This window comes from Serratia sp. TSA_105.2 (assembly GCF_052692115.1).
The window spans coordinates 777,811-803,746 of the sequence record NZ_JBQZFT010000002.1; the positions used below are offsets into that span (position 1 = coordinate 777,811).

The window sequence follows — 25,936 nt, forward strand, 5'->3', positions numbered from 1 at the left end:
ACTCGTGCAGGAACAGCAACATGCAACCAGAAGACGCCTCTTTCAGCCAGCGGGTATTCCACATCGTGGCCGCCATTCCTTACGGCAAAGTCACCACCTACGGCGAAGTCGCCCGGCTGGCCGGCTCGCCGCGCGCCGCGCGTCAGGTCGGCGGCGTGCTGCGGCGTTTGCCAGAAGGCAGCACGCTGCCCTGGCACCGGGTGATCAACCGCCATGGGCAGATATCGCAGCAGGGGGAGGATTTTCAACGGCAACGGCAGGCATTGCTGGCGGAGGGGATTATTTTCGGCCCGCACAGCACGGTCGATTTCGATCGCTACGGCTGGCGCTGGTAAAACAAAACAGCCTTTGGCCGAAGCGCAAAGGCTGTTAATTTCATCTTGCGGTACCGCAGTAAGATTACTGCATGGCGGTTGGCGCAGCCTGAATCGGCACACCCTGAACCGGAACCAGCAGCAGATCGGCACGGGTGCCGTTGCGGTTAACCACTTCCTGGATGGTGTCGGTAATAAACATCAGTCGCCCGTTGACCGTCACCGCCGCGCTCAGAATGATACGCGCATTCGGTTGGATGTCGGACGGGTTATACGGCAGCGTAAAGTTGAACGGCGCCTGTTGCCCTTCAGTACGTACCGCGCGCTGTGCAATCACTTTGGACGGCGCATCCGCCAGCGAGGCGTCAGAGAGGGTGACCGTCAGTACGGCGTCCGGCGGCAGCGCAATGCGCTGACGTATATTAACCGAACCTGTCACCGCCGGGCCCTGAATCTGCGTTTGCGCAGCCGCCGGGTTACCGGCCGCCTGTGTAGGCACATCAGCACTCTTTTGCGCGCATCCTGCCAGCGTGATCGTCAGTGCCGCGGCACCGCCTACGATTTGCCAGAGTTTCATGGATCGGTCTCCTTTTTTATTATCAACATGTTGGTGGCTTTCACCACCGCACCTATTAAACTTAGCACAAAACACTGATAAATCCACTTTGTCCTGACTATTAATCACTTAAACAGCCCAAGGCGCCCATGATTAAGAGCATTCTCATCGGCCCTTTAACGCAAAATGTTGACGCCGCGCCGTGATATTCCGCACACTGCGCAAAATGATTATTAGAAAGGTAACAATTTTATGAGCCAGGCATTGCAAAACCTCCTCGAGCTGCTGGATCTGGAGAAAATCGAAGAAGGGCTGTTCCGCGGCCAGAGTGAAGATTTGGGGCTGCGCCAGGTGTTCGGCGGGCAGGTGGTCGGCCAGGCGCTGTACGCCGCCAAGCAGACGGTGCCGGATGAACGCAGCGTGCATTCTTTCCACAGCTACTTCCTGCGCCCGGGCGACAGCAGCAAGCCTATCGTTTACGACGTGGAAACCCTGCGCGACGGCAACAGCTTCAGCGCGCGCCGCGTCAGCGCCATCCAGCACGGTAAACCTATCTTCTATATGACCGCCTCCTTCCAGAGCCCGGAGGCGGGTTTCGAGCACCAGAACCTGATGCCGGACGTGCCGCCGCCGGAAGGGCTGCTGTCCGAATCAGAGATCGCCCAGAAGCTGGCGCATATGCTGCCGGAAAAAGTGCGCGAAAAATTTATCGGCCAAAAGCCGATCGAAATGCGCCCGGTGAAATTCCACAACCCGCTGAAAGGCAGCGTGGAAGAACCGCATCGCTACGTCTGGTTCCGCGCCAACGGCAGCATGCCGGACGATCAACGCATCCACCAATACCTGCTGGGCTACGCGTCGGACTTTAACTTCCTGCCGACCGCGCTGCAGCCGCACGGCGTCGGCTTCCTCGAGCCGGGCATGCAGGTGGCCACCATTGACCACTCCATGTGGTTCCATCGCCCGTTCCGCATGGATGACTGGCTGCTGTACGCGGTGGAGAGCTCCTCCGCCTCCGGCGCACGGGGCTTTGTTCGCGGCCAAATCTACACCCGCGACGGCGTCCTGGTCGCCACCACCGTGCAGGAAGGGGTGATTCGCCAGCGCGACGCCTGATCCGCAGCATAAAGAAAGGGGCGATGTTTCCATCGCCCCTGTCGGCTTCATCATTATTTTAGTCTTTAGCGCACTGCCCTGCTTCGAGTCTTATTGGTTGTAGGCGCTCTCGCCGTGGCTGTTGACGTCCAGCCCCTCGCGTTCCTGCTCTTCCGGCACTCTCAGGCCCACCATCGCGCCCGCGATCTTGAAGGCGATAAAGGCGGCGACGCTCGACCACACCAGCGTGATCAGCACGCTCACCAGCTGGATCCAGACCTGATGGCCCATCGTCACCCCTTCGGCGTAGCCGGTGCCGCCCAGTGAAGAGGCGGTGAACACGCCGGTCAGCAGGCAGCCGACGATGCCGCACACCCCGTGCACGCCGAACACGTCGCAGGTGTCGTCCACCTTCAGCCATTTCTTCAGCGTCACTACGCCCCACAGGCCGGCGACGCCGCCCACCAGGCCGATGATCAACGCCCCGCCCACGCCCACGGTGCCCGCCGCCGGCGTCACCGCAACCAACCCGGCGATCATGCCGGAGCAGGCGCCCAGCAGCGAAGGCTTGCCGCGCAGCACCCATTCGGCGAAGGTCCAGGAGAGAATGGCGCCCGCAGTGGCGACCACGGTGTTGAGGAATGCCAGGGCCGCAATGCCGTTGGCCGCGCTGGCGGAGCCGGCGTTAAAGCCGAACCAGCCGATATACAGGATGGACGCCCCGGTAAACACCATCGGCAGGTTGTGCGGTTTGAAGGCCTCTTTACCGAAGCCGGCGCGCTTGCCGATCAGGTAGGCGCCGACCAACCCGGCGCTGGCGGCGTTGATGTGCACTACGGTGCCGCCGGCGAAGTCCAATGCGCCGTCGGTGGCCAGGTAGCCGCCGCCCCACACCATGTGCGCGATCGGCAGATAAGACAGCGTGAACCACACAATCGCGAAGATCAGCACCGCCGAGAAGCGAATGCGTTCGGCGAAGCCGCCCACCACTAGTGCGACGGTGATACAGGCGAAGGACGCCTGGAAGGCGACGTGGATCATCTGGCTGATGCTGCCGGTGACGCTATCGATGCCGATGCCTTTCAGCATCGCCGTTTCGAACCCGCCAAATACCGCATTGCCCTCGCTGAACGCCAGGCTGTAGCCATACAGCACCCACAGCACGCAGACCAGCGCGAAGGTGACGGTGACCTGCGTCAGCATCGACAGCACGTTTTTGCCGCGCAGCAGGCCGCCGTAAAACAGCGCGATGCCCGGCAGCGTCATGAACAGCACCAACGCAGTGCAGATCATCATAAAGGCGTTGTCGGCCTTATCAGCGACCGCCGGGGCGGCCAGGGCCAAAGAAGGAACCAGGGTTACCGAACTCAGGCCCAACATGGATAACAGTCTTTTCATTATCAATCCATCCCCATCACTTAGCTGAGTTCGCGGTTACAGTGCCGATTCGTCGGTTTCGCCGGTGCGAATGCGGATCACGCGTTGCAACTCGGCAACGAAAATTTTGCCGTCGCCGATTTTGCCGGTGTAGGCGGCTTTGCTAATCACATCAACCACTTCATCCAACTGATCGTCAGCGATGGCGATGTCGATTTTGACCTTGGGCAGGAAGTTGACGTTATATTCGGCGCCGCGATACAGCTCGGCGTGCCCCTTCTGGCGGCCAAAGCCCTTCACTTCGGTTACGGTCAACCCCTGAATGCCCACGGAGGACAGAGCCTCGCGCACGTCCTCCAGCTTGAACGGTTTGATTACCACGGTCACCAGCTTCATATTGCCCCTCCACGAATTAAACCCAAACTCACCCCTGGTACGCGTCATATGTAGCAAGGCCTGTGCCAGATTTGATTTTGCATGACGATTCAGCGGATTAGCGGGAACGCGGGCACCATCAGACCGCGGCGCCATACCGATACCCTGAATTGATTAAATATCGCGCACTGATTTGGTGCGCATCGCGTCGAAAAAGTGCAGAAAGGGGGCATGGCGCAGGCGGGTTGCCTGCTTGTGGTGCGTGGGAAAAAAAGAAGGGCCGCGATCGCGGCCCATGCTCAGGCGGGTTGGCTCTCTTCGCGCACCGTTTCCGCCAGCTGCTCGCCCGCCAGCTGCAGCTGGTACATCTGGTAGTAGCGCCCCTGCTGCGCCAGCAGCTGCTGATGGTTGCCCTGCTCTACCGCCTGGCCGCGATGCAGCACCAGGATGGAATCGGCATCGACGATGGTCGACAGCCGGTGGGCGATCACCACCAGCGTGGTGTGCTCGCGGATCGCACGCAGCGCGCGCTGGATCGCCTGTTCGGTGCCCGAGTCGATATTGGCGGTCGCCTCGTCGAGGATCAGGATCTGCGGCGCCTGCACCAAGACCCGCGCCATCGCCAGCAGCTGTTTCTGCCCGACCGACAGGTTATTGCCCTGTTCCCCCAGCCGGGTGTGAATACCCTGCGGGAAGCCGCGCACCAGCTCCGCCAGCTGCACCGTTTCCAGCGCCCGCCACACGGCGTCTTCCTCGATGTTGCGCCCCAACGTGACGTTGGCCAGCACCGAATCGGCGATCACCACCGGATCCTGCTGCACCATCGCCACGCCCTGGCGCAGCGTGCGGTGCGACAGGCTGGATAGCGGACGGCCATCGAGGCGCACTTCCCCCTCGCTGACCGGGTAATAGCCCATCAGCAGGTTGGCCAAGGTACTCTTGCCGCTGCCGGTATGCCCGACCAGCGCCACGAAGCCGCGCGAAGGCACCGCCAGCGAAATATGCTGCAGCACCTTTTTGTCCGCGCGGTAAGCGAAGCTCAGATCGGTGATGTCGATGCGGCCACCGGCCAGCGGACGATCGTCGGCACCGTAACTCTGCTGGCTGCGATCCATCAGCTCGAAAATGCGTTCGCCGGCCACTACCGCCTGCTGCAGGATCGACTGCTGTGACGTGAGCTCGATCAGCGGTTCGTTCAGGCGCCCCAGGTAGTTGATGAAGGCGTAGAGCACGCCGACGCCAATCACCCCCTCGCCGCTGAAGCCGAACAGCATCAGCAACCCGCACAACACCAGCGCCGAAAACAGGCTGAGCAGCGGCCGCAGCAGGAAACCGTCGAGCCGCAGGGTCTGCATGCGCGCCAGATAGTGCGACTGGCTGGCGGCGCTCATGCGTTCGCCGAAGCGCACCTGCTGGCGGAACTGCTGAATCACGCCCATGCCGTTGATCACTTCGTTGAAACCGTCGTTGATATCCGCCAGATAGCTGCGCACCCGTCGCACGATCGGCGTGCTGTAGTATTGATAGATGCCCATCACCACGAACACCGCCGGGAAGATGCAGACCGCCACCAGCGCCATGCGCCAGTCGAGGCTGAACATCGCCACCAGCATGGTGCCGATCAGCGCGGCGCTTTTCAGCACCGTGGAGACCACCATCACGTACAGATCCTTGATCACCTCGGTGTCGTTGGTGACGCGCGAGATCAATTGCCCGACCGGCTGCGTATCGAAGGCGCTGAGCGGCTGGCGCAGCGCGGCGTCCATCACGTCGGTGCGCAGCCGCTGCACCACGCCCACCGCCGCCTGGTTGAACAGCAGCGCCTGGAAGTAGTGCAGCGCCGCCGCCAGCAGCTCCAGCAGAATGTAAGCCGCCGCCAGCCCGCCGACGATCATCAGCGGCAGTTGCCCTTTGGCGACGTAGTTATCGATAAAATAGCTCACCAGGATCGGCCCGGCGACTTCCGCCGCCGCCGCTATCCACAGCATCAGCACCGCCAGCCCCAGCGGTTTGCGGTACGGCGAGCCATAAGCCAGCAGCCGCTTCAGCGTCGGCCACAGCTTTTGCACTTTATTCATCGGCCAACGCCTCCTCGCCGTTTTCCGGCGCTTCGTCCAGCGCCGCTTCCAGCTGCTGATAACGGTACATATCGCGATACCAGCCCGGCTGCGCCGCCAGCGCCGCCGGATCGCCGCGCTGCGCAACGCCGCCGTGCTGCATCACCAGGATCTCGCTGGCCTCGGTCAAGGCCGACAGCCGGTGCGCGCTGATGATCACCGTGCGATCTTGCCCCCAGCTGCGCAGGTTGTGCAGGATCTGGTGTTCAGTACGGCCGTCCACCGCCGACAGCGCGTCGTCGAGGATCAGGATCTCCGCATCCAGCAGCAGCGCGCGCGCAATGGAGATACGCTGTTTCTGCCCGCCCGACAGCATCACGCCGCGTTCGCCCACTTCGGTGTCATAGCCCTGCGGCAGCCGCAGAATGTCCTCATGGACGCTGGCCAACCGCGCCGCCTGTTCGATCTGCGCCTGCGTCGCCCCCGGATGGCCCAGCGCGATGTTGTTCGCCACGGTATCGGAGAACAGGAACGGCGTCTGGCTCACCACCGACAGCCGCGAACGCCAGTCGTCGAGTTTGACCTGCGGCAACGGCAGGCCGTGATAGCGGATCTGCCCTTCGTTGACATCGAACTGGCGCTGGATCAGCGACAACAGCGTCGACTTGCCGGCGCCGGTCGGCCCGCACAGCCCCAGCATCTGCCCCGGCTTCAGCGTCAGCGCCACGTCATGCAGCGCCGGATGTGGGTTTTCCGGGTAGTGGAACGCGCGGATATCCACGTCCAGCACGCCGCGGCCAGCCGGCAACGCCTGCGGGCCGTCCTGCACCGCCGGCGCCTCGTCGAGCAGGCTGCGGATGCGGCTGTAGGCCGCGCTGCCGCGCTCGACGATGTTAAACATCCAGGCCAGCGCCAGCATCGGCCAGATCATCAGGCCGAGATACATCACAAAGCTGGTCAACTGCCCGAGCGTCAGCGACCCGTTCACCACCATCCAGCTGCCGCCGCCGATGGCCAGCAGGTTAGAGGCGCCGATGGCGATATAAATGGTCGGATCGAAGCGCGCATCCACCCGCGCCACGTGCATGTTCTTGGCGCCGGTCTGCGCCGCCACCTCGGCGAAGCGGTTGGATTGGTGATCTTCCAGCCCAAAGGCCTTGATCATGCGGATGCTGGTCATGCTTTCCTGCGCCTGATCGTTCAGGCTGGAAAACGCCGCCTGCGCCGATTTAAAGCGCTGGTGCAGCTGGTCGCCGTAATATTTGATGGCGATCGCCATCAGCGGCATCGGGATCAACGCCAGCACCGTCAGTTGCCAGCTGATTTGGGTGCTCATCACCACCAGCACCACCAGCCCCATCACCAGCGAATCTACCAGCGTCAGCACGCCTTCGCCGGCGGCGAAGACCACACGATCCACGTCGTTGGTGGCGCGTGCCATCAGATCGCCGGTGCGGTGGCGCAGGTAGAACGCCGGGTTTTGCCGGCTGAGCTGGCGGTAAAAGTTTTCGCGCAGCTCGACCGCCAGCTGATAGGAGGCGCCGAACAGCAACACCCGCCACACATAGCGCAGCAGGTAAACGACGATCGCGGTACCGATCATCAGCCCGAGCCAGGCCATCAGCACGCCGGTAGACATTTGTTTTTCGGTGACGCCGTCCACGATGATGCCGACCAGCTTAGGCGGCAGCAGTTGCAGGATGGCGATGACGATCAGCAGCACCACCGCCCCGAGGTAGCGGCGCCACTCCCGGCGGAAGTACCAGCCGATTTGAGCAAATAATCTCACGCAGTTTGATTCCAGGGTTTTATGGGATTTGTCTCTTTTTCTGCTTCAACAGAGCAGGATACCACCGTTGAGCCGCCCGTCCGGTGAACTTTTCACTCCGGCACCGGCAGCGCAGTGGTGTATTTGATTTTTTCCATGGCAAAGCTCGAGGTGACGTCGATGAGGCCCGGTACGCCGTTCACCAGGCGCTTATAGAAGCCGTCGTAGCTTTTCATGTCCGCCACTTCGACCTGCATCAGATAGTCGTACTCCCCCGCCATGCGGTAGAACGCCAGCACCTCGGGCATCTGGCTGGTCAGTTGCACAAACGCCTGATACCACTCGCTGCTGTGCTGCTGGGTCTTGATCAGCACGAACGCCGTCAGCCCCAGGCCGAGCTTTTCGTTATCCAGCAAGGCCACCCGGCCGCGGATATAGCCCTCGTCTTCCAGGCGCTTCAGGCGTTTCCAGCACGGCGTCGAGGTCAAATTGACCGCATCGGCCAGCGCCTGCAGCGACTGGGTGCAGTCTTGCTGCAGCATGCACAGCAGCTTACGGTCTGTTTTATCTAACATGGCGGCCACCAGGAGAAAAATTTTCTCTCATTAGGCGATTAAACAGGGAAAATGGCAATCCTTTTTTCCTGCCGACAGGCTATGCTACGCCATAAACCTGCCCCCTATTCTGAGGCCAAATCATGACAAACTCTTGGGTAAAATATGCTATCGGTGAAATAGAAGCGGATTTTCAGCGCTCCGCCGATACGCACCTGATTCGCCTGAACCTGCCGGCATTTCCCGGCATTTGCCTGTATCTGAAGGATGAGAGCACCCACCCGACCGGCAGCCTGAAACACCGCCTGGCGCGCTCGCTGTTCCTTTATGGCCTGTGCAACGGCTGGATCACCGAGAACACCACCATCATCGAGGCCTCTTCCGGCAGCACCGCGGTGTCCGAAGCCTACTTCGCTCGTCTGATCGGCCTGCCGTTCATCGCGGTGATGCCGTCCTGCACCGCACGCCGCAAGGTGGAGCAGATCGCCTTTTACGGCGGCCGCTGTCACTTCGTCGATCACGCCGCCCAGATCTATGCCGCCTCCGAACAGCTGGCCAAAGAGCTGAACGGCCACTATATGGATCAGTTCACCTACGCCGAGCGCGCCACCGACTGGCGCGGCAACAACAACATCGCCGACAGCATCTTCCGCCAGATGGCGCGCGAACCCTTCCCGGTGCCGAAACACATCGTGATGAGCGCCGGCACCGGCGGCACCTCCGCCACGCTGGGGCGCTACATCCGCTATCAGGGGCACGACACCCAATTGACGGTGGTCGATCCGGAAAACTCAGTGTTCTATGACTGCTTCCACCACGGCGATCGCACCCTGATCGGCAGCTGCGGCAGCCGTATCGAAGGCATTGGCCGCCCGCGCGCCGAGCCGTCGTTCATCCCGTCGGTGGTCGACAACATGCTGCGGGTGCCGGATGCCGCCAGCGTCGCCACCATTCACTGGCTGGAAGGCGTGCTCGGCCGCAAGGTTGGCGCCTCCACCGGCACCAACGTCTGGGGTGCGCTGCAGTTGGCGAAACAGATGCGGGAAAACGGCGAGCAAGGGTCGATCGTCACTCTGCTGTGCGACAGCGGCGAGCGTTATCTGGATACCTATTACAACCCGGAATGGGTCAGCAATAACATCGGCGATTTACAGCCGTATCTGGCGCAGCTAGCAGATTTGTAACGCCAGGCTCCGGATAAAAAAAAGCCGGGTAGTCATACCCGGCCGGCTGTAAGGAGAACCTCATTCTTCGGGGGAATAGGTGAGGCAAGGTGAACGCAGCCAATGTTGTAAATAGTGGGCCACCGCCTGCTGTTGGCAATGGCCGATAACCGGTAGCTGCGGCAGCAGGGATTTCAGCTGCGGCAAGGCGTTGCCCATCACCACGCCGTGCCCCACCGCCCCCAGCATCTCTTTGTCGTTCATCGCGTCGCCGAACGCCATGCAGTCGGCCATCGTCAACCCCAGATGGCGGCTCAGCCGGTCCAGCGCCGTGCCCTTGTTGCAACCGAGCGGCAGCACCTCCAGGCAATCGTAAGCGGAAAAGCACAGGTCTGCCTCGTCGCCCAGTTGCGCCCGCAGATGCACCTGCAACGCCAGCAGCTCCTCGTGCGGCGCGACAAAGCACACTTTGCTGTTGCCGAACGCCGGCAGACGGCGCACGTCGGCCAGCTGAAAACGAAAGCCGCTCAGGTGGTGCGCCCGCAGCATCTCTTCCGGCACGGGAAACTCGGTCAGCCAACCTTCGTCACGGAACACATGCATGCTGGCGCGGGTGCGCCAATGATGATGCAGCACCTCTTCGGCGACCGCCGCCGGCAAATCGGTGGCGTGCAGCTGTTGGCCGCGGTTGTCATACACTCGCGTGCCGTTGCCGGTGATCAGGTAACCCTGCAGCCCTAGCTGCGCCATGATCGGTTGCGCGTCGAGGTAGTGCCGCCCGGTGGCGAACGTCACCACCATCTCCCGCTCCACCAGCTGGTTCAGTACCGCCAGCGTTTCCGGGCCAACCCGGTGATCCGGCATCAACAGCGTGCCGTCCATATCGAAAGCTGCCAGACGATACATAAGGACCTCTTGAATGTGAACGCGATTACAATCCGTGCAGTATGGGATGGTATTTGCGGAAGTAATAGTGAACAATTTGAGAAAACTGTTCCGGATTTCTGCCCATGCGCCTGGTTCACCGTCTCAGCCAATATCAACGCCTATACCAACAGCTCGGCAGCGCGCCGGTCGCCGTGACCATCGGCGAGCTGGCGGCGATGTTCTACTGCAGCGAACGGCACGCCCGCACGCTGGTGCAACAGCTGCAGGATCAGGGCTGGCTGAGTTGGCATTCGCAGCCCGGCCGCGGCAAACGCGCCCGCCTGCACTGCCTGAAAACCCCGGATGAACTGCGCGCGCAGCTGCTGCAACAGCTGCTGCAACAGGGCAACCATCAGGGGGCGCTGGAGATGGCGCAGCTCGATCCGCAGCACCTGCAGGATCTGCTCAGCCCGCACCTCGGCGGGCAATGGCAGGCCGGCAGCCCGACGCTGCGCATTCCCTATTACCGCACGCTGGAAGCGCTCGACCCACTCACACTGACCGGCCGCGCCGAGCAACATCTGGTATCGACCCTGCACGCCGGGCTAACGCGCCTGATGACCGGTAACCCTGAACCGCAGCCCGATCTGGCGCACCACTGGCAGATCGGCGAGCACGGCCTGCGCTGGCGCTTCTTTCTGCGCAGCCAGCTGCGCTGGCACAACGGTGAACCACTGACCGGCCAACAGCTGCTGCAAACGCTGGAAAAACTGCAGCGCCACCCGCGCAGCCAACCCAGCCTGACCAACGTCGCGCTCATCAGCCTGCCGCATCCGCTGTGCATCCAGTTCGATCTGCACCTGGCGGACTATTGGCTAGCCCACCGGCTGGCGGAGCTGCCTTGCCTGATGACCCACCCGGAGCTGCCGACTATCGGCGCCGGCCCGTTCAAGCTGGCGTTGAATGAGCCGCAGCTGGTGCGGCTGGAACAGCACGCCGGTTACCATCTGCAGCATCCGTATCTGGACACCATCGAATACTGGATCACCCCCGACCTGCCCACCGCCGGCGCCGACACCAGTTGCCAGCATCCGGTGCGCATCACCATCGGTCAGCAAGACGATTTGGCGCAGGCCCGGCCGGTGCAGCGCAGCATGAGCCTGGGCTGGTGTTATCTGGCGTTGAACCTGCGCCACGGCGTGCTGAGCGAAGCCCAGGGGCAAAAGCTGCTGATGCTGATCCAGCAGTCCGGCCTGCTGAGCCGTCTGCCGATCCCCAACAGCGTGATCACCCCCAGCCATGAAATGCTGCCCGGCTGGCGTATTCCCAGCCAACGGATTGAGGAAGATGTCACCCTGCCCGCCCGGCTGACGCTGCTGTATCGGCCGCCGGTCGAGCTGGAAACGGTGACGGTCGCGCTGCAGCGGTTGCTCGCACAGCACGGCTGCGAGCTGGAGGTGCGCTACTACGCCGGCAAGCGCTGGCAAAGCGAAGCGCAGATCGCCCAGGCCGACCTGCTGCTGGCGGACAACCTGATCGGCGAGGCGCCGGAGGCGACGCTGGAGAGCTGGCTGCGGCAGGATACGCTGTGGCGCGGCATCCTGACGGAAAACCGCTGGCAGCAGCAGCAGGAGACGCTGCGGCAGATCCAGCAGCTGCAGGCGCAGCAACCGCGCTTCGCACAACTGCAGGCTTATTATCAACGGCTGATGGCCGCCGCTATCATCACGCCGCTGTTTCACTACCAGTATCAGATCAGCGCGCCGCCGCGCATGCATGGCGTCACGCTAACCGCCCACGGCTGGTTCGATTTTTGTCAGGCGTGGCTGCCACCGCCGGTGGACGACGCACCGGCCTGAGCCGAACCGCCCTGCGCCTGGCGGCCCTTTCTGCTACTATTGTCGCCGCAACGCAATTTTTATCCTGCCGCCCGAATGTGTATCGGGAGAGGCCAAAGCCCAAAAAGGTGATTTTATGAAGCGCGCGGTTGTCGTTTTCAGCGGTGGACAAGACTCCACGACCTGCTTGATCCAGGCATTGCAACAGTATGATGAAGTTCACTGCGTCACGTTCGATTACGGCCAGCGCCATCGCGCCGAGATTGAAGTGGCTCAGGAGCTGTCGGTGGCCCTCGGCGCCAAGGCGCACAAGGTGCTGGACGTCACGCTGCTCAATGAGTTGGCCGTCAGCAGCCTGACTCGCGACAATATTCCGGTTCCCGCCTACGATCCCAATCAGAAAAATGCGCTGCCGAGCACCTTCGTGCCGGGCCGTAACATCCTGTTCCTGACGCTGGCGGCGATCTACGCCTACCAGGTGGAAGCGGAAGCGGTGATCACCGGCGTGTGTGAAACCGATTTCTCCGGCTATCCGGATTGCCGCGACGAGTTCGTTAAAGCGTTGAACAAGGCGGTGACGCTGGGCATCGCCCGCGATATCCGCTTCGAAACGCCGCTGATGTGGCTGAACAAGGCCGAGACCTGGGCGCTGGCGGATTATTACCACCAGTTGGACCGCGTGCGCCAGGATACGCTGACCTGCTACAACGGCATCAAGGGTGACGGCTGCGGCGAATGTGCCGCCTGCAACCTGCGCGCCAATGGCCTGATGCAGTATCGGGCCAACCAGGCGGAAGTGATGGCGGCGTTGAAACAGAAGGCCGCTCTGGCCTGAGGCAGTGACGGCGGCAGCCTCTGCCGCCCGTGAGCTTACTGCAGATTATCCTTCGGCGTGAGCGCCTCCAGGTGCTCGCGCAATTCCCCTTCGATCGGCAGCGCACGCTGCGTTTTCAGATCGACGCACACGAAAGTCAGCAGCGCGTCGGCCACCGGCGTCCCCGCCGGATCCTGCGTCACCTTTTGGCTCAGCACCCCGCTCTTGCCGTTGAGCTGCACCATCTGGCTGTCGATACGCAGCTTATCCCCCAATACCGCCGGGCTGCGGTAATTGATATTGATGTTCACCACGATGAAAGCGATGTTGTTTTCCGTCATCCAGCGGAACCCGGCCTCGTTCTCCAGCCACTCCCAGCGCGCCTCTTCCAGAAACTCCAGATAGCGGGCGTTGTTAACGTGCTGGTAAACATCAAGGTGATAACCGCGAACTTTGATAAAGGTTTGCATAGGGAACGATCGCTCCTGCCTGGTGATTACAGAAAGAGGGAGCCGCGGCGGCTCCCTCGCCCGTTTGGTCAACGCGCCAAACTGGTAAGACCTGTAAAATGTAGCAGAGGAGTGACGGCCTCAGCGGCATTTTGCCACGCGGCCGCGACCGGGATCACATTTTCAGCCGGGTGCGGTTCTTCTCAAACAGCGCCGGTCCGATGCCCGGCACCTCCTGCAACTGCTCAATCTGGGTGAACGGCCCGTTCTGCTCGCGGTAGCGCACGATGCCTTCCGCCTTCTTCAAACCAACGCCGCTCAGGGCGGCGGCCAGCTGTTCGGCGGTGGCCTGATTGATGCTGACCGCCACCTCCTCGCTTGCCTTGGTCATCATCGGTTGCCCGCCATTGCTCGCCGGTGCTGAGAGCATGGGTGCCGGGGCCTCGGCTTTATCCACCGCGGCGGCCGGCCCCGCCAGGCACAACAGCAGCGCGGTCAGCGCAGCTTTAATGTGATGCTGATAACCTGATAACGCTGATTTTTTCTCTGTATGTTGCATGCTGTATCCTCCTTGTGTGTGACAGCATGGCTACCTTGCCGCGGCGGCGGATATTCAGCAATCGGCCGATATCAGATATGGAAAAGGCCGCGAAAGCGGCCTTTGTTTGTTGCACTGCGTTGCAGAAAAATGCGGCGATTACTGAGGCTGTTGCTCAGCAGCGCCCATTTTGATCTTGGCTTCTTTGCGCAGGCTCGCCAGCAGCGAATCGAAGGAAACGCCGGTCGCGCCCTCTTCCATCTTGCCGACGAAGGTTTTCATTTCGTCTTCCGGCAGCGTGCCTGGCTTCACCGCATCGAGCGCGATCAGCACCACGTTATCCTGGCGATCCTGCGACATGCCGTATACCGGTTTGCCGTCCTGCGGGTGCGGCAGCGCGAACACGCTCTCCACCAGCTGGCTGTCTTCCGGCGCGCGCGCCATCTTCTGCACGGCGCCAAAGCTCAGGCCGGCGGCTTTCATCGCCTCGTCGCCCTTGCCCTGCTTCAGCTCAACCAGCAGCTTCTCGCCCTGCAGCTTCGCTGCCTGCAGCGCCTTGTTGCGCTTCACCAGCTCAGCCACGCGATCTTTCACCTGGTCGAACGGTTCGATGCCTTCCGGTTTGTGGCCACTCACGCGCACGACGAAAGCGCGGTCGCCGTCTACGGTGATCACGTCGGAGTTGCTGTCCGGCGCGCCGTTCTCGCCGATCAGCGAGCCGTCGAAGATCGCCTGCACGACCGGCTTGAAGTTCAGCGCGGCAGGAATATTGTCACGGGTGAACCAGTCGCTTTGCGCCGCTTTCACGCCGGCCGCTTCTTCAGCCGAGGCCAGAGATTCGTTGTCGCTGGTCGCCGCTTCGCTCACCTTTTGCTGCAGCGCGTAATACGCGTCTACCGCTTTCTCCTGCTGCACCTGCTTGGCGATGGCGTCATGCACTTCGCTCAGCGGCTTCACTTTCTCAGGTGCGATATCGTTCAAACGCACGATCAGGTAGCCGACGGAAGATTTCACCACGCCGGAGAGCTGCCCTTTCTCGGTCAGGTTAGCCTGCTTCAGCTCGTCGGCGGTGGTTTCCGGTTCCAGCCAGCCCAGCTCACCGCCGGTACGGCGTGAGATGATGTCGGTGGATTTCTCTTTCGCCAGGGTGGCGAAATCAGCACCTTTCTTCAGCTCGTCCAGCACCGCGTTGGCTTCCGCCTCGGTTTTCAGCTGGATCACGCTGTAGTTTTTACGCTCCGGCTGGCCGTAGCTGCTCTTGTGCTGGTCATAGTAAGCGTTGATGTCCTCTTCGCTCACTTTCACCTTGTCCTGCATGGACGCGGCGTCCAGCGGGATATAGCTCACCTTCACCTGCTCCGGGGCGATGAAGCTGTTCTTGTTCTGATCGTAATACGCCTTCAGTTCGTCGTCGCCGGCGCTCTGTTTCGCCTGCAGCGCTTTCAAATCTATGGTCGCCAGGCGCACATCGCGCTCCTGCAGCACCAGCGCCGCCATGGCTTGCGATTCGGACGGCAGCACGAAGCCGGAGTCGCCGAAGGCCTGGATCACCTGCTGATTGACCAGTTGCTGGCGCATCGATTGCGCGAAGTTGTCGGCGGTGTAGCCCATGCGACCGATCAGGTCGAGGTATTTGGCGTTATCGAACTGGCCGTTGGTCTGGAAGTAAGGCGCCTTGCGGATGGCGTCCTTGATCTGATCGTCGCTGACCGCCAGGCCCAGCTTCTTGGCGTACTGGTCGAGCAGCATGTTGTCGATCAACTGGGACAACACCTGACGGCGCATCTGCTGCATGTAGCCTTCGTTGCCGGCCAGCGCGGAGAACTGGTCACCCAGCTGCTGCTGCATGCGGCTACGCTCGCTTTGGAAAGCCTGTTCCAGCTGAGCGCGTTCGATCGTCTGACCATTTACTTTCGCAGCATAATCGCCGGAGCCGCCGATCAGGTAGTTACCCACCCCGGTCAGAACGAATGACAGGATGATCAGGGCCAGGATGATTTTGAGCACGACGTGATTAGCAGCCGCGCGTAAATTGTCCATCATAGTGTGACAACACTCCGCTGTGATGTGGATTAACAACCCTTGTGCAGGCGCGTTCCCTGCGACAAAAATAAAAAAAGCGCATCAATCCGATGCGCCTTGTATCTTACCTTACCAGCACCGCTGCGTCAGGTGATTGTTTATTACAAAACCCTGTTACGCTAAACGGTTAGACGCTAAATCAGTTTACAGCGTCTTTCAGCGCTTTCCCTGCACGGAAGGCCGGTACTTTGGCTGCCGCGATTTTGATCTCTTTACCGGTCTGCGGGTTACGGCCGGTACGAGCCGAACGTTCACGCACGGTGAAGGAACCGAAACCTACCAGAGCCACGTCATCCCCTGCTTTCAGAGAGTCGGTAACGGAAGCGATTACTGCGTCTAAAGCACGTCCCGCTGCCGCTTTGGAAATATCAGCACCTGCGGCAATCTTGTCGATCAGTTGTGACTTATTCACTCTATCATCCCCTCTAGAATTCTATCGTCGCACCGAAAAATCCCTACGGTTGCGACAGCGCAGCTGTTATATCAATCCCATCGAACCTTGGCAAGCCACCGACTGGGTGGCAAAACGCGGGCCGACAGAGATCTAACTTAGCGGTACAAAAAAATACTGGCAAGTCCGAAATGGCTTGCCAGTATAAGTTTTATCAATGGTTTTTGCGATTCGTCACTATTTTGCCGCTACCGGCAGTGCGCCGAAGGCCGGGTTTTGCAACGCAATGTTCAAAACTTCATCGATTCGCTGCACCGGATGAATCTCCAGATCGGCGATAACATTGTCCGGAATCTCTTCCAGATCGCGCTTGTTCTCGTAAGGGATCAGCACGGTTTTGATGCCGCCGCGATGCGCCGCCAACAGCTTCTCTTTCAGGCCGCCGATTGGCAACACCTGACCGCGCAGCGTGATCTCGCCGGTCATCGCCACATCGGCGCGTACCGGGTTGCCGGTCAGGCAGGAGACCAGCGCGGTGCACATCGCGATACCGGCGCTCGGGCCGTCTTTCGGCGTTGCCCCTTCCGGCACGTGCACGTGGATGTCGCGTTTCTCGTAGAAATCGGCATTGATGCCCAATTTCTCCGCGCGCGCGCGCACCACGGTCAGCGCCGCCTGAATCGATTCCTGCATCACTTCACCCAGGGAACCGGTGTAGGTCAGCTTGCCTTTGCCCGGCACGCAGGCGGTTTCGATGGTCAGCAGATCGCCGCCCACTTCCGTCCACGCCAGCCCGGTGACTTCACCCACGCGGTTTTCGGTATCCGCACGGCCGTAATCGACGCGCTGCACGCCCAGGTAATCCTTCAGGTTGTCGCCGTTGATCTCGATATGCTTGCGCTTCTTGTCCATCAGCAGCGTTTTCACCGCTTTACGGCACAGCTTGGAGATTTCACGCTCCAGGCTACGCACCCCGGCTTCGCGGGTGTAGAAGCGAATGATGCCGATGATGGCGCTGTCGTCCACCGTCAGCTCGCCTTTTTTCAGCGCGTTGCGCTCAAGCTGCTTCGGCAGCAGGTGCTGCTTGGCAATGTTGAGCTTCTCGTCCTCGGTGTAACCCGACAGGCGGATCACTTCCATACGGTCCAACAGCGGCGCAGGAATGTTCATCGAGTTCGAGGTGGCGACGAACATCACGTCGGACAGATCGTAATCCACTTCCAGGTAGTGGTCGTTGAACGCCACGTTCTGTTCCGGATCCAGCACCTCCAGCAGAGCGGAGGCCGGATCGCCGCGCATGTCCGAAGACATCTTGTCGATCTCATCCAGCAGGAACAGCGGGTTCTTCACCCCAACCTTGGCCATCTTCTGGATCAGTTTACCCGGCATCGAACCGATGTAGGTACGACGGTGACCGCGGATTTCCGCTTCGTCACGCACGCCGCCCAGCGCCATGCGCACGTACTGGCGACCGGTCGCTTTGGCGATCGACTGCCCCAGCGAGGTTTTACCCACGCCCGGCGGCCCCACCAGACACAGGATCGGCCCCTTGATCTTGCTGACGCGGCTCTGCACCGCGAGGTACTCGAGGATGCGATCCTTGACGCGCTCCAGGCCGTAGTGATCGGTATCGAGCACTTCCTGCGCCTTGTTCAGGTCTTTTTTCACCTTGCTGCGCGCATTCCACGGCACCTGCAGCATCCAGTCGATGTAACCGCGCACCACGGTCGCTTCCGCCGACATCGGCGACATCATCTTCAGCTTTTGCAGTTCCGCTTCGGTTTTCTCGCGCGCCTCTTTCGGCATTTTCGCCGCATCAATCTTGCGCTTCAGCGCTTCGTGCTCGTCCGGCGCATCGTCCATCTCGCCCAGTTCTTTCTGAATTGCCTTCATCTGCTCATTCAGATAGTACTCGCGCTGGCTCTTCTCCATCTGCTTCTTGACGCGGTTGCGGATACGTTTCTCGACCTGCAGCAGGTCGATCTCCGATTCCATCATCGCCATCAGGTATTCCAGACGTTCGGTGATGTCGGACATCTCGAGCACCGACTGCTTGTCGCTGAGTTTCAGCGGCATGTGGGCGGCAATGGTGTCCGCCAGGCGCGCGGCGTCGTCGATGCTGTTCAGTGAAGTCAGCACCTCCGGCGGGATTTTTTTGTTCAGCTTGATATAGCCTTCAAACTGATTAATCGCGGTGCGCACCAGCACTTCCTGCTCGCGCTCGTCGATCGCCGGCGACTCAAGGTATTCCGCCTGCGCGGCGAAATGCTCACCGCTGTCGGACAGCGTAGTGATGCGCGCGCGCTGCAGCCCCTCGACCAGCACTTTTACCGTGCCGTCCGGCAGCTTCAGCATCTGCAGGATCGACGCTACGGTGCCAACCGAGAACAAGTCGTTAATGCCAGGTTCATCCGTTGAGGCCTCTTTCTGTGCCACCAGCATGATCTTCTTATCGTGATCCATTGCGGCTTCGAGGCACCGAATCGATTTTTCCCGGCCAACAAATAACGGGATCACCATGTGCGGATAAACCACCACGTCGCGCAATGGCAGGACGGGGATTTCAATGCGTTCGGAACGCTCAGGGTTCATAGAGCTCTCTCTTAGTTTAATTTCCGCCAGGTTGAGGGGGAATCTCATGAGACGCAAGCATCTAACGTTTCATAAAATCTGGTTAATGAGTATATGGGGATGAATCGCTTACATTCAACGGCAAGAATGCAGGAAAAAGAAATGGGGGATGAAATCCCCCATTTTGCTGATAACGCTCTGGTTTGACTGGTTAATTATTCACCAGACGCCTGGGCTTCCGGCTTGCCGTAAATCAGCAGCGGCTTGGATTGGCCGGCGATGACCGACTCGTCGATCACCACTTTGTCTACGCTGTCCATCGACGGCAGATCGTACATGGTGTCGAGCAGCGCGCCTTCCACGATGGAACGCAGGCCGCGGGCGCCGGTTTTGCGCGCCATGGCTTTCTTGGCGATGGCGTTCAGCGCTTCGTCGCGGAACTCCAGCTCCACGCCTTCCAGGTTGAACAGCGCCTGATACTGCTTGGTCAGGGCGTTCTTCGGCTCTTTCAGAATCTGAATCAGCGCGTCTTCGCTCAGCTCGCTCAGGGTCGCCACCACCGGCAGACGGCCGATGAACTCAGGGATCAGACCGAACTTGATCAAGTCTTCCGGTTCGGCCTGCAGCAGCAGTTCGCCTTCGGTCGCCTTCTCGGACTCGCCCTTGACGGTCGCGCCGAAGCCGATGCCAGAGCCGGTGTTGACGCGCTGGCCGATCACCTTATCCAGGCCGGCGAATGCGCCGCCGCAGATAAACAGGATCTTGGAGGTGTCAACCTGCAGGAACTCTTGTTGCGGATGCTTGCGCCCACCCTGCGGCGGAACCGCGGCGATGGTGCCTTCAATCAGCTTCAGCAGCGCCTGCTGCACGCCTTCACCCGAGACGTCACGCGTGATCGACGGGTTATCGGACTTGCGGGAAATCTTATCGATTTCATCGATATAAACGATGCCGCGCTGCGCTTTCTGCACGTCATAGTCACATTTTTGCAACAGCTTCTGGATAATATTTTCCACGTCCTCGCCCACGTAACCGGCTTCGGTCAGCGTGGTGGCGTCGGCCATGGTGAACGGCACGTCCAGGAAGCGCGCCAGCGTTTCCGCCAGCAGGGTTTTACCGCTGCCGGTCGGGCCGATCAGCAAGATGTTGCTCTTGCCCAACTCGATACCATTGCTGGTATCGCCGTTGCGCAGGCGTTTGTAGTGGTTGTACACCGCAACCGCCAGCACTTTCTTCGCCTGCTCCTGGCCGATGACGTAGTCATCCAGGTGGTGGCGAATTTCGTGCGGCGTCGGCAGCGCACTGCGCTCACGATGCGGGGCAACTTCTTTAATCTCTTCGCGAATAATGTCGTTACACAGATCGACACATTCATCGCAGATATACACTGACGGCCCGGCAATCAGCTTACGCACTTCATGCTGGCTTTTGCCGCAAAAAGAGCAGTACAGCAGCTTTCCTGAACCGTCTTTGCGCTTATCTGTCATCAGTCAAACCTCTTCTTTAGTCTTGTCCCGCAGGAAAATCACGGCGGCAGTGCGCCCAAACTCATATCGGGAACGCCGAGGGGCCACAACAGAGCGAGCCCCTGCCCACTCTGATTACTATAGTCCATCGGCGCCGCGTGGTTCTAGCTGCGGTGTGTCAGAATGCCGTCAACCAGGCCGTATTCCACGGCTTCTTCCGCGGTCATAAAGCGATCGCGCTCGGTGTCGCGCTCGATCTGCTCCAGCGGCTGGCCGGTATGTTCGGCCATCAGTTCGTTCATGCGCGCTTTCACCTTGAGGATTTCACGCGCGTGGATTTCGATGTCCGTCGCCTGGCCCTGGTAGCCGCCCAGCGGCTGGTGAATCATCACGCGCGAGTTCGGCAGGCAGAAACGTTTGCCTTTGGCACCCGCGGTCAGCAGGAAGGAGCCCATCGAGCACGCCTGGCCCATACAGATGGTGCTGACGTCCGGCTTGATGAACTTCATGGTGTCGTAAATCGACATGCCCGCGGTGATCACCCCGCCCGGCGAGTTGATGTAGAGGAAAATGTCTTTTTCCGGGCTTTCCGCTTCGAGGAACAGCATTTGCGCCACGATCAGGTTGGCCATGTGATCTTCCACCTGGCCGGTCAGGAAAATGATGCGCTCTTTCAGCAGGCGGGAATAGATGTCGTAAGAACGCTCCCCACGTGAAGTCTGCTCTACCACCATCGGCACCAGCGCCATGTTCGGTGCAAATTGATCTCGTTCGCCACTGTATGACATTACCGTCTCCTAATAGAAATTGCCTTGGCGGCCAGGGTGTCACCCTAATACGCCGATTCTACTTGAGAACGGCCATGATGACTATGCTCAAGCATTCGACCCGCGCCACACGTACCCGACGGTTATTTCATCCCGCGCACTTTGGCAAACAGCCCCAGAATCATTCTTTACAGATTGGGGGATCCCGACGCGATTTCAAGCCCAGGGGCCGATTTTCTCCGCGCGCCGAAAACGATGCCGTTAATCTGACCGTTATCATGCCAGCCAGTTCCCCAGGCAACAGGGTAAATATAGTGCATATTGCCCCGCTTAACCTGAGATTAATCAGCAACGTGGCAAAAAGAAAAGCCCGCAACCTCAGGTTGCGGGCTTTTTCATCGTGCGCCGGTTCGCCAGGCGAAACCGGGGGCGCCGTTCATCGCGCCCGGCACGCCGGCATTACGCCTGTTGAGTCTGGTTCATCAGCTCGCTGAAGGTAGTGGCTTTTTCAGTCACTTTCGCTTTTGCCAGCAGGGCTTCAACCGCTTGCTCTTCCAGAGCCACGTTGCGCATGTTGTTCATCAGCTCTTTGTTTTTGCTGTAGAACTCGATGACTTCGCTCGGATCTTCGTAGGCAGAAGCCATTTCTTCGATCAGCGTCTTCACGCGGTCTTCGTCAGCTTTCAGATCGTTGGTGCTGATCACTTCACCCAGCAGCAGGCCAACCACTACGCGGCGCTTCGCTTGCTCTTCGAACAGCTCGCGTGGCAGTTCCAGCGCTTGCTTCTCGTTGCCGCCGAAACGCTGTGCAGCCTGACGACGCAGTACGTCGATTTCGCCGTCGATCAGGGCAGCTGGCACGTCGATTTCGTTCGCGCTCACCAGGCCGTCGATCGCCTGAGACTTGATGCGGTTACGCACGGCGCCTTTCAGCTCGCGTTCCATGTTCTTGCGAACTTCGGTGCGCAGGCCGGCAACGGAACCGTCCGCCACGCCGAAACGCTTGATGAACTCTTCGGTCAGTTCCGGCAGCTCGCGCTCTTCAACTTTCTTCAGCACGATAGCGAATTTGGCCGCTTTGCCCTTCAGGTTTTCCGCGTGGTAATCTTCCGGGAAGTTCACGTCGATGGAGAACTCTTCGCCCGCTTTGTGGCCGACCAGACCTTCTTCGAAGCCTGGGATCATGCGGCCCTGGCCCATTGCCAGTACGAAGTCGGACGCTTTGCCGCCTTCGAACTCTTCACCGTCGATAGATCCGGTGAAGTCAACGGTCACGCGATCTTCAGCTTCCGCTGCGCGATCGGTTTCTTTCCAGGTCGCCTGCTGCTTGCGCAGGGTATCCAGCATCGCGTCGACGTCTTCGTCGTTCACTTCAACCACAGGTTTTTCAACTTCGATGTTTTCCAGGCCTTTCAGCTCAACTTCTGGATACACTTCGAACTCAACGGCGAAAGTGAAGTCTTCACCTTCTTTGTACTCGCCCGGCACGTAGTTTGGTGCGCCGGCCGGATTAATCTTTTCTTTGATGATCGCGTCAACGAAGCTGCGCTGCATCGCTTCGCCCAGCACGTCCTGACGAACAGAAGCGCCGTAACGCTGTTCCACGATGTTCATCGGCACTTTGCCTTTGCGGAAGCCGTCGATACGCACGCTTTTCGCTGCGTTGATCAGCTCTTTCTTCACCGCCTGCTTGATAGTATCAGCCGGTACAGTAATAGAGAGACGGCGCCCAAGGCCTTGAGTGGTTTCTACTGAAACTTGCATCTTGTTACCTCAAAAAAATCACAGTGCTCGGTCAACTCCGTTCCAAGAACCAGGACGGCTACAATAAGAACCGAGTTCCCTGATGACAGAAGCGTCCCGAAACCATTCCGGAAAAATAAGACGCGACATTATAGCGGCGCATGCATGGCGAGTCGAGGAAAGCTAGGCGGCGCAGGCGCGCTAAAACTCACACTTTTGCCGATTCGATCGCCAAAAGGCCGCCAAAACAGACCGAACGTTGGCCATATTGCGCATCGGCCGTGTCGTCGTCAAAAACAGAAACGGCCCGCAGGCCGTTTCAAAATTCGTCAGTAGTAATACCCTAATTCAAGGGCAAAGTTCCACTGATACCTGAAAATTTCCCCCTCAGGCCAGCGTCCCGGCGCCGCGGCACGGCGGCGAGGCCGGCACGGTATCCTGCAACCCTTCCCACTCCTTGAGCGTATAGGTGTGCAGCGCCAGCGCGTGTACGCCGTCCGCCAGCTCCTCCGACAACACGCCGTAGATGGAGCGGTGGCGCGTCAAAAAACGTTCGCCGACGAAGCGATCGCTGACCAATACCACTTTGAAATGGCTTTCTGAACCCGCCGGAACGTTATGACGATAGCTTTCATCAACGACTTCCAGATACGCGGGCTCAAACGCCGCCCTTAACTTTGCTTCTATTTGCTCGCGAATCATAGGATCTCCTTACAACACCGGCAGAGGACCGTGCCCATCTAGTTCAATATTAGCCGGTTTTCCCCCGTTTAGACCATCGCCGGGACAAATTTCTCTTTTCTGCGGTCAAATGATGAGCGCCATCCCCGTCGCTTGGGGGATTATCCGATTGAGCGGGCCAAAAAAGCGTGTTTTTATCAACGGCAGGTAAAAATTTGTCACTCAGGCGCCTTCCGCGCTTCCACCGCACGGCGGCGATGCTATGATGTCGGCAATTTGTTGTCGGCTATCCCGCTCTGATTATTGCTAAATCCATCGAGAATGAGACAGAAAACATGTTAAAGAAACTTTGTCTTCCTTTGCTGGCCGCCCTGCTGCTGGCTGGCTGCGCGACCAGCAGCAACACCCTGAACGTCACGCCGAAAATCGTTCTGCCGCAGCAGGATCCTACCCTGCAGGGCATCACCGTCAGCATCAACGGCGCGGATCAGCGCACCGATCAGGCGCTGGCCAAGGTGAATCGCGACGGCCAACTGGTCACGCTGACGCCATCGCGCGATCTGCGTTTCCTGTTGCAGGAAGTGCTGGAGAAACAGATGGGTGCTCGCGGCTACATGATCGGCGCCGACGGCCCGGTGGCGCTGCAGATCGTCGTAAATAATCTGTACGCGGACGTCGCCGAAGGTAACCTGCGCTACAACATCACCACCAAAGCCGACATCTCGATCATCGCCCAGGCGAAGAACGGCAACAAGCAGGTGAAGAATTACCGCTCGACCTATAACGTGCAGGGCGCCTTCACGGCGACCAACGAGAAGATCACCGACGCCGTCAACTCCGTGCTGGGCGACGTGATCGCCGACATGGCCCAGGACACCAGCGTCAACGATTTCATCAAGCAAAACGCGCGCTAATCACCGCGCCTTGTGCCGCCCGGCGGATCGGGCGGCACAGACAGGGAACTCATGTCGAAACACTATCTGAACATCTTCACCCAGCGTAACTCCGCCATTCTGCTGCTGCTGGGCTTCGCGTCGGGTCTGCCGCTGGCATTGACCTCCGGCACGCTGCAAGCCTGGATGACCGTCGAAAATATCGATCTGAAAACCATCGGCATCTTCTCGCTGGTGGGCCAGGCCTACGTCTTCAAATTCCTCTGGTCGCCGTTCATGGACCGCTATACCCCACCGTTCCTTGGGCGGCGGCGCGGTTGGCTGCTGATCAGCCAGCTGCTGCTGGTGGTAGCGATCGTGGCGATGGGCTTTATGCAGCCCGCGCAGCACCTGTGGTGGCTGGCGGCGTTGGCGGTGCTGGTGGCGTTCTGCTCCGCCTCGCAAGATATCGTGTTCGACGCCTACAAGACCGACCTGCTGAAAGCCGAAGAGCGCGGGGCGGGTGCAGCGATCTCGGTGCTGGGCTACCGGCTGGCAATGCTGGTTTCCGGTGGCCTGGCGCTGTGGCTGGCGGATCGCTATTTCGGCTGGCAAGCCACCTACTGGCTGATGGCCGGATTGATGCTGATCGGCGTGGCCGCCACGCTGCTGGCACCGGAGCCGGACGAAAGCATCCCGGCACCGCGCACCATGGAACAGGCGGTCGTCGCGCCGCTGCGCGATTTCTTCGGCCGCAACAACGCCTGGCTGATCCTGCTGCTGATCGTGATGTATAAAATGGGCGACGCCTTCGCCGGCAGCCTGAGCACCACGTTTCTGATCCGCGGCGTGGGGTTCGACGCCGGTGAAGTCGGGCTGGTGAACAAAACCCTCGGCCTGTTTGCCACCATCGTCGGTGCCCTGTTCGGCGGCGTGCTGATGCAGCGTCTCAGCCTGTTCCGCGCACTGATGCTGTTCGGTGTCCTGCAGGCGGTCTCCAACCTCGGGTATTGGATCCTGGCGGTGACCGACAAGAGCCTACTCACCATGGGCAGCGCCATCTTCCTCGAAAACCTGTGCGGCGGCATGGGCACCGCAGCCTTCGTCGCGCTGCTGATGACGCTGTGCAACCGTTCGTTCTCCGCCACCCAGTTCGCGCTGCTGTCGGCGCTGTCCGCCGTGGGGCGCGTCTATGTCGGCCCGATCGCCGGCTGGTTCGTCGAAGCCCACGGTTGGCCGTTGTTCTACCTGTTCTCTATCGCCGCCGCCCTGCCCGGCTTGCTGTTGCTCGGCATCTGCCGCCAGACGCTGGAGCACACCCAGCAGCATGGCGACTTTATGCCGCGCACCGAGTTTTCAGAATCTTACCGTTGGGCGCTGCGCTTGCTGACGCTAGGCTGTTCGCTGTTGGGCCTGTGGTTGCTGTTGCTGATCGCCAATGCGCTGGACTGGACGCAGGCACCGCTGATGGCCGATCGGCTGCTGCAGGTCGGCGCCGCGCTGAGCCTGCTCGGCGTCGCGATGGGCAGCGCGCTGGATTACCTGGCCCTGCGCCGCACCCGTTTGGCATAATCTGACCGGCCGGTGATTTCGCCGGC

At 60.2% G+C, this 25,936-nt stretch carries 23 protein-coding genes; 7 read left to right on the top strand and 16 right to left on the bottom strand.

The genetic code is table 11. The features are described 5' to 3' along the window. Positions 1 to 20: 20 nt before the first annotated feature. Positions 21 to 335: an MGMT family protein gene (locus ACUTSC_RS10160; protein WP_033642088.1), complete on the top strand. Its 315-nt coding sequence runs from the start codon at positions 21 to 23 to the stop codon at positions 333 to 335. A 64-nt stretch (positions 336 to 399) separates the two neighbouring features. Here the strand turns inward: ACUTSC_RS10160 and ACUTSC_RS10165 are convergent, their stop codons facing one another. Continuing rightward, positions 400 to 891 (bottom strand): YbaY family lipoprotein, encoded by a 492-nt coding sequence (locus ACUTSC_RS10165; protein ID WP_060426627.1) that lies wholly within the window; start codon positions 889 to 891, stop codon positions 400 to 402. 231 nt (positions 892 to 1,122) lie between these two features. On the opposite strand from ACUTSC_RS10165, the gene tesB reads away from it, so the two are divergent. Beyond that, positions 1,123 to 1,986 (top strand): acyl-CoA thioesterase II, encoded by an 864-nt coding sequence (gene tesB / locus ACUTSC_RS10170; RefSeq protein ID WP_197766824.1) that lies wholly within the window; start codon positions 1,123 to 1,125, stop codon positions 1,984 to 1,986. Between the two features lie 90 nt (positions 1,987 to 2,076). On the opposite strand, the gene amtB is transcribed toward tesB, so the two are convergent. The 5 genes from amtB to ACUTSC_RS10195 all read right to left on the bottom strand — a co-directional run bounded on the left by amtB (position 2,077) and on the right by ACUTSC_RS10195 (position 8,117). Further along, entirely contained in the window at positions 2,077 to 3,363 is a 1,287-nt protein-coding gene (gene amtB / locus ACUTSC_RS10175) for an ammonium transporter AmtB (protein WP_038876195.1), read from the bottom strand. Positions 3,364 to 3,399: 36 nt separating this feature from the next. Beyond that, positions 3,400 to 3,738, bottom strand: a complete 339-nt coding sequence (glnK, locus tag ACUTSC_RS10180; protein WP_004940327.1) for a P-II family nitrogen regulator — start codon at positions 3,736 to 3,738, stop codon at positions 3,400 to 3,402. Between the two features lie 278 nt (positions 3,739 to 4,016). Continuing rightward, positions 4,017 to 5,795 (bottom strand): multidrug efflux ABC transporter permease/ATP-binding subunit SmdB, encoded by a 1,779-nt coding sequence (smdB, locus tag ACUTSC_RS10185; RefSeq protein WP_197766825.1) that lies wholly within the window; start codon positions 5,793 to 5,795, stop codon positions 4,017 to 4,019. Further along, the gene (gene smdA / locus ACUTSC_RS10190; protein WP_197766826.1) at positions 5,788 to 7,563 is read right to left on the bottom strand and encodes a multidrug efflux ABC transporter permease/ATP-binding subunit SmdA; all 1,776 of its coding nucleotides are present in this window, start codon (positions 7,561 to 7,563) and stop codon (positions 5,788 to 5,790) included. Before smdA ends, smdB begins: the two co-directional genes overlap by 8 nt. A 92-nt stretch (positions 7,564 to 7,655) precedes the next feature. Next, complete coding sequence (locus ACUTSC_RS10195; protein ID WP_004940330.1) at positions 7,656 to 8,117, bottom strand: Lrp/AsnC family transcriptional regulator; 462 nt, start codon at positions 8,115 to 8,117, stop codon at positions 7,656 to 7,658. A gap of 122 nt (positions 8,118 to 8,239) precedes the next feature. Between ACUTSC_RS10195 and ACUTSC_RS10200 the strand changes: the two genes are divergently transcribed. Then, positions 8,240 to 9,280 carry a PLP-dependent cysteine synthase family protein gene (locus ACUTSC_RS10200; protein ID WP_015376851.1) on the top strand — a complete coding sequence of 347 codons (1,041 nt, stop codon included), beginning with the start codon at positions 8,240 to 8,242 and terminating at the stop codon, positions 9,278 to 9,280. A 60-nt stretch (positions 9,281 to 9,340) separates the two neighbouring features. Here ACUTSC_RS10200 and cof read toward each other — a convergent pair whose 3' ends face one another. Next, a complete protein-coding gene (gene cof / locus ACUTSC_RS10205) occupies positions 9,341 to 10,165 on the bottom strand; it encodes an HMP-PP phosphatase (RefSeq protein WP_197766827.1) in 825 nt (274 codons plus the stop codon). A 104-nt stretch (positions 10,166 to 10,269) separates the two neighbouring features. On the opposite strand from cof, the gene ACUTSC_RS10210 reads away from it, so the two are divergent. Beyond that, positions 10,270 to 11,985, top strand: coding sequence for an SgrR family transcriptional regulator (locus tag ACUTSC_RS10210; protein WP_197766828.1), 1,716 nt, complete (start codon positions 10,270 to 10,272; stop codon positions 11,983 to 11,985). A 115-nt stretch (positions 11,986 to 12,100) separates the two neighbouring features. Then, positions 12,101 to 12,799, top strand: coding sequence for a 7-cyano-7-deazaguanine synthase QueC (queC, locus tag ACUTSC_RS10215; RefSeq protein WP_025301770.1), 699 nt, complete (start codon positions 12,101 to 12,103; stop codon positions 12,797 to 12,799). 35 nt (positions 12,800 to 12,834) lie between these two features. Here the strand turns inward: queC and ACUTSC_RS10220 are convergent, their stop codons facing one another. The 9 genes from ACUTSC_RS10220 to bolA all read right to left on the bottom strand — a co-directional run bounded on the left by ACUTSC_RS10220 (position 12,835) and on the right by bolA (position 23,487). After that, positions 12,835 to 13,248: an acyl-CoA thioesterase gene (locus tag ACUTSC_RS10220; protein ID WP_038876185.1), complete on the bottom strand. Its 414-nt coding sequence runs from the start codon at positions 13,246 to 13,248 to the stop codon at positions 12,835 to 12,837. 154 nt (positions 13,249 to 13,402) lie between these two features. Then, complete coding sequence (locus ACUTSC_RS10225; RefSeq protein WP_197766829.1) at positions 13,403 to 13,786, bottom strand: helix-hairpin-helix domain-containing protein; 384 nt, start codon at positions 13,784 to 13,786, stop codon at positions 13,403 to 13,405. 138 nt (positions 13,787 to 13,924) lie between these two features. Then, the gene (gene ppiD / locus ACUTSC_RS10230) at positions 13,925 to 15,808 is read right to left on the bottom strand and encodes a peptidylprolyl isomerase (protein ID WP_445653313.1); all 1,884 of its coding nucleotides are present in this window, start codon (positions 15,806 to 15,808) and stop codon (positions 13,925 to 13,927) included. Positions 15,809 to 15,986: 178 nt separating this feature from the next. After that, positions 15,987 to 16,259, bottom strand: a complete 273-nt coding sequence (gene hupB, locus ACUTSC_RS10235; protein ID WP_004940351.1) for a nucleoid-associated protein HU-beta — start codon at positions 16,257 to 16,259, stop codon at positions 15,987 to 15,989. A 216-nt stretch (positions 16,260 to 16,475) separates the two neighbouring features. Next, positions 16,476 to 18,830: an endopeptidase La gene (gene lon, locus ACUTSC_RS10240; protein WP_004940352.1), complete on the bottom strand. Its 2,355-nt coding sequence runs from the start codon at positions 18,828 to 18,830 to the stop codon at positions 16,476 to 16,478. Between the two features lie 194 nt (positions 18,831 to 19,024). Further along, positions 19,025 to 20,296: an ATP-dependent protease ATP-binding subunit ClpX gene (gene clpX, locus ACUTSC_RS10245; protein WP_004940354.1), complete on the bottom strand. Its 1,272-nt coding sequence runs from the start codon at positions 20,294 to 20,296 to the stop codon at positions 19,025 to 19,027. A 143-nt stretch (positions 20,297 to 20,439) separates the two neighbouring features. Further along, positions 20,440 to 21,063, bottom strand: a complete 624-nt coding sequence (clpP, locus tag ACUTSC_RS10250; protein WP_016928858.1) for an ATP-dependent Clp endopeptidase proteolytic subunit ClpP — start codon at positions 21,061 to 21,063, stop codon at positions 20,440 to 20,442. A gap of 438 nt (positions 21,064 to 21,501) precedes the next feature. Further along, entirely contained in the window at positions 21,502 to 22,806 is a 1,305-nt protein-coding gene (gene tig, locus ACUTSC_RS10255; RefSeq protein ID WP_004940358.1) for a trigger factor, read from the bottom strand. Positions 22,807 to 23,172: 366 nt separating this feature from the next. After that, the gene (gene bolA, locus ACUTSC_RS10260) at positions 23,173 to 23,487 is read right to left on the bottom strand and encodes a transcriptional regulator BolA (RefSeq protein ID WP_004940361.1); all 315 of its coding nucleotides are present in this window, start codon (positions 23,485 to 23,487) and stop codon (positions 23,173 to 23,175) included. A gap of 314 nt (positions 23,488 to 23,801) precedes the next feature. Here bolA and ACUTSC_RS10265 point away from each other — a divergent pair, with 314 nt between their 5' ends. Both ACUTSC_RS10265 and ampG read left to right on the top strand, forming a co-directional pair. Next, the gene (locus ACUTSC_RS10265; RefSeq protein WP_004940363.1) at positions 23,802 to 24,380 is read left to right on the top strand and encodes a lipoprotein; all 579 of its coding nucleotides are present in this window, start codon (positions 23,802 to 23,804) and stop codon (positions 24,378 to 24,380) included. A 51-nt stretch (positions 24,381 to 24,431) separates the two neighbouring features. After that, the gene (gene ampG / locus ACUTSC_RS10270) at positions 24,432 to 25,910 is read left to right on the top strand and encodes a muropeptide MFS transporter AmpG (protein WP_445653314.1); all 1,479 of its coding nucleotides are present in this window, start codon (positions 24,432 to 24,434) and stop codon (positions 25,908 to 25,910) included. Positions 25,911 to 25,936: the final 26 nt, after the last annotated feature.

Excerpts from the sequence above, each read along its gene's own strand:
- ACUTSC_RS10160 (WP_033642088.1), top strand. The coding sequence starts at position 21 with ATGCAACCAGAAGACGCCTCTTTCAGCCAGCGGGTATTCCACATCGTG.
- ACUTSC_RS10165 (WP_060426627.1), bottom strand. The coding sequence starts at position 891 with ATGAAACTCTGGCAAATCGTAGGCGGTGCCGCGGCACTGACGATCACG.
- tesB (WP_197766824.1), top strand. The coding sequence starts at position 1,123 with ATGAGCCAGGCATTGCAAAACCTCCTCGAGCTGCTGGATCTGGAGAAA.
- amtB (WP_038876195.1), bottom strand. The coding sequence starts at position 3,363 with ATGAAAAGACTGTTATCCATGTTGGGCCTGAGTTCGGTAACCCTGGTT.
- glnK (WP_004940327.1), bottom strand. The coding sequence starts at position 3,738 with ATGAAGCTGGTGACCGTGGTAATCAAACCGTTCAAGCTGGAGGACGTG.
- smdB (WP_197766825.1), bottom strand. The coding sequence starts at position 5,795 with ATGAATAAAGTGCAAAAGCTGTGGCCGACGCTGAAGCGGCTGCTGGCT.
- ACUTSC_RS10195 (WP_004940330.1), bottom strand. The coding sequence starts at position 8,117 with ATGTTAGATAAAACAGACCGTAAGCTGCTGTGCATGCTGCAGCAAGAC.
- ACUTSC_RS10200 (WP_015376851.1), top strand. The coding sequence starts at position 8,240 with ATGACAAACTCTTGGGTAAAATATGCTATCGGTGAAATAGAAGCGGAT.
- cof (WP_197766827.1), bottom strand. The coding sequence starts at position 10,165 with ATGTATCGTCTGGCAGCTTTCGATATGGACGGCACGCTGTTGATGCCG.
- ACUTSC_RS10210 (WP_197766828.1), top strand. The coding sequence starts at position 10,270 with ATGCGCCTGGTTCACCGTCTCAGCCAATATCAACGCCTATACCAACAG.
- queC (WP_025301770.1), top strand. The coding sequence starts at position 12,101 with ATGAAGCGCGCGGTTGTCGTTTTCAGCGGTGGACAAGACTCCACGACC.
- ACUTSC_RS10220 (WP_038876185.1), bottom strand. The coding sequence starts at position 13,248 with ATGCAAACCTTTATCAAAGTTCGCGGTTATCACCTTGATGTTTACCAG.
- ACUTSC_RS10225 (WP_197766829.1), bottom strand. The coding sequence starts at position 13,786 with ATGCAACATACAGAGAAAAAATCAGCGTTATCAGGTTATCAGCATCAC.
- ppiD (WP_445653313.1), bottom strand. The coding sequence starts at position 15,808 with ATGATGGACAATTTACGCGCGGCTGCTAATCACGTCGTGCTCAAAATC.
- lon (WP_004940352.1), bottom strand. The coding sequence starts at position 18,830 with ATGAACCCTGAGCGTTCCGAACGCATTGAAATCCCCGTCCTGCCATTG.
- clpX (WP_004940354.1), bottom strand. The coding sequence starts at position 20,296 with ATGACAGATAAGCGCAAAGACGGTTCAGGAAAGCTGCTGTACTGCTCT.
- clpP (WP_016928858.1), bottom strand. The coding sequence starts at position 21,063 with ATGTCATACAGTGGCGAACGAGATCAATTTGCACCGAACATGGCGCTG.
- tig (WP_004940358.1), bottom strand. The coding sequence starts at position 22,806 with ATGCAAGTTTCAGTAGAAACCACTCAAGGCCTTGGGCGCCGTCTCTCT.
- bolA (WP_004940361.1), bottom strand. The coding sequence starts at position 23,487 with ATGATTCGCGAGCAAATAGAAGCAAAGTTAAGGGCGGCGTTTGAGCCC.
- ACUTSC_RS10265 (WP_004940363.1), top strand. The coding sequence starts at position 23,802 with ATGTTAAAGAAACTTTGTCTTCCTTTGCTGGCCGCCCTGCTGCTGGCT.
- ampG (WP_445653314.1), top strand. The coding sequence starts at position 24,432 with ATGTCGAAACACTATCTGAACATCTTCACCCAGCGTAACTCCGCCATT.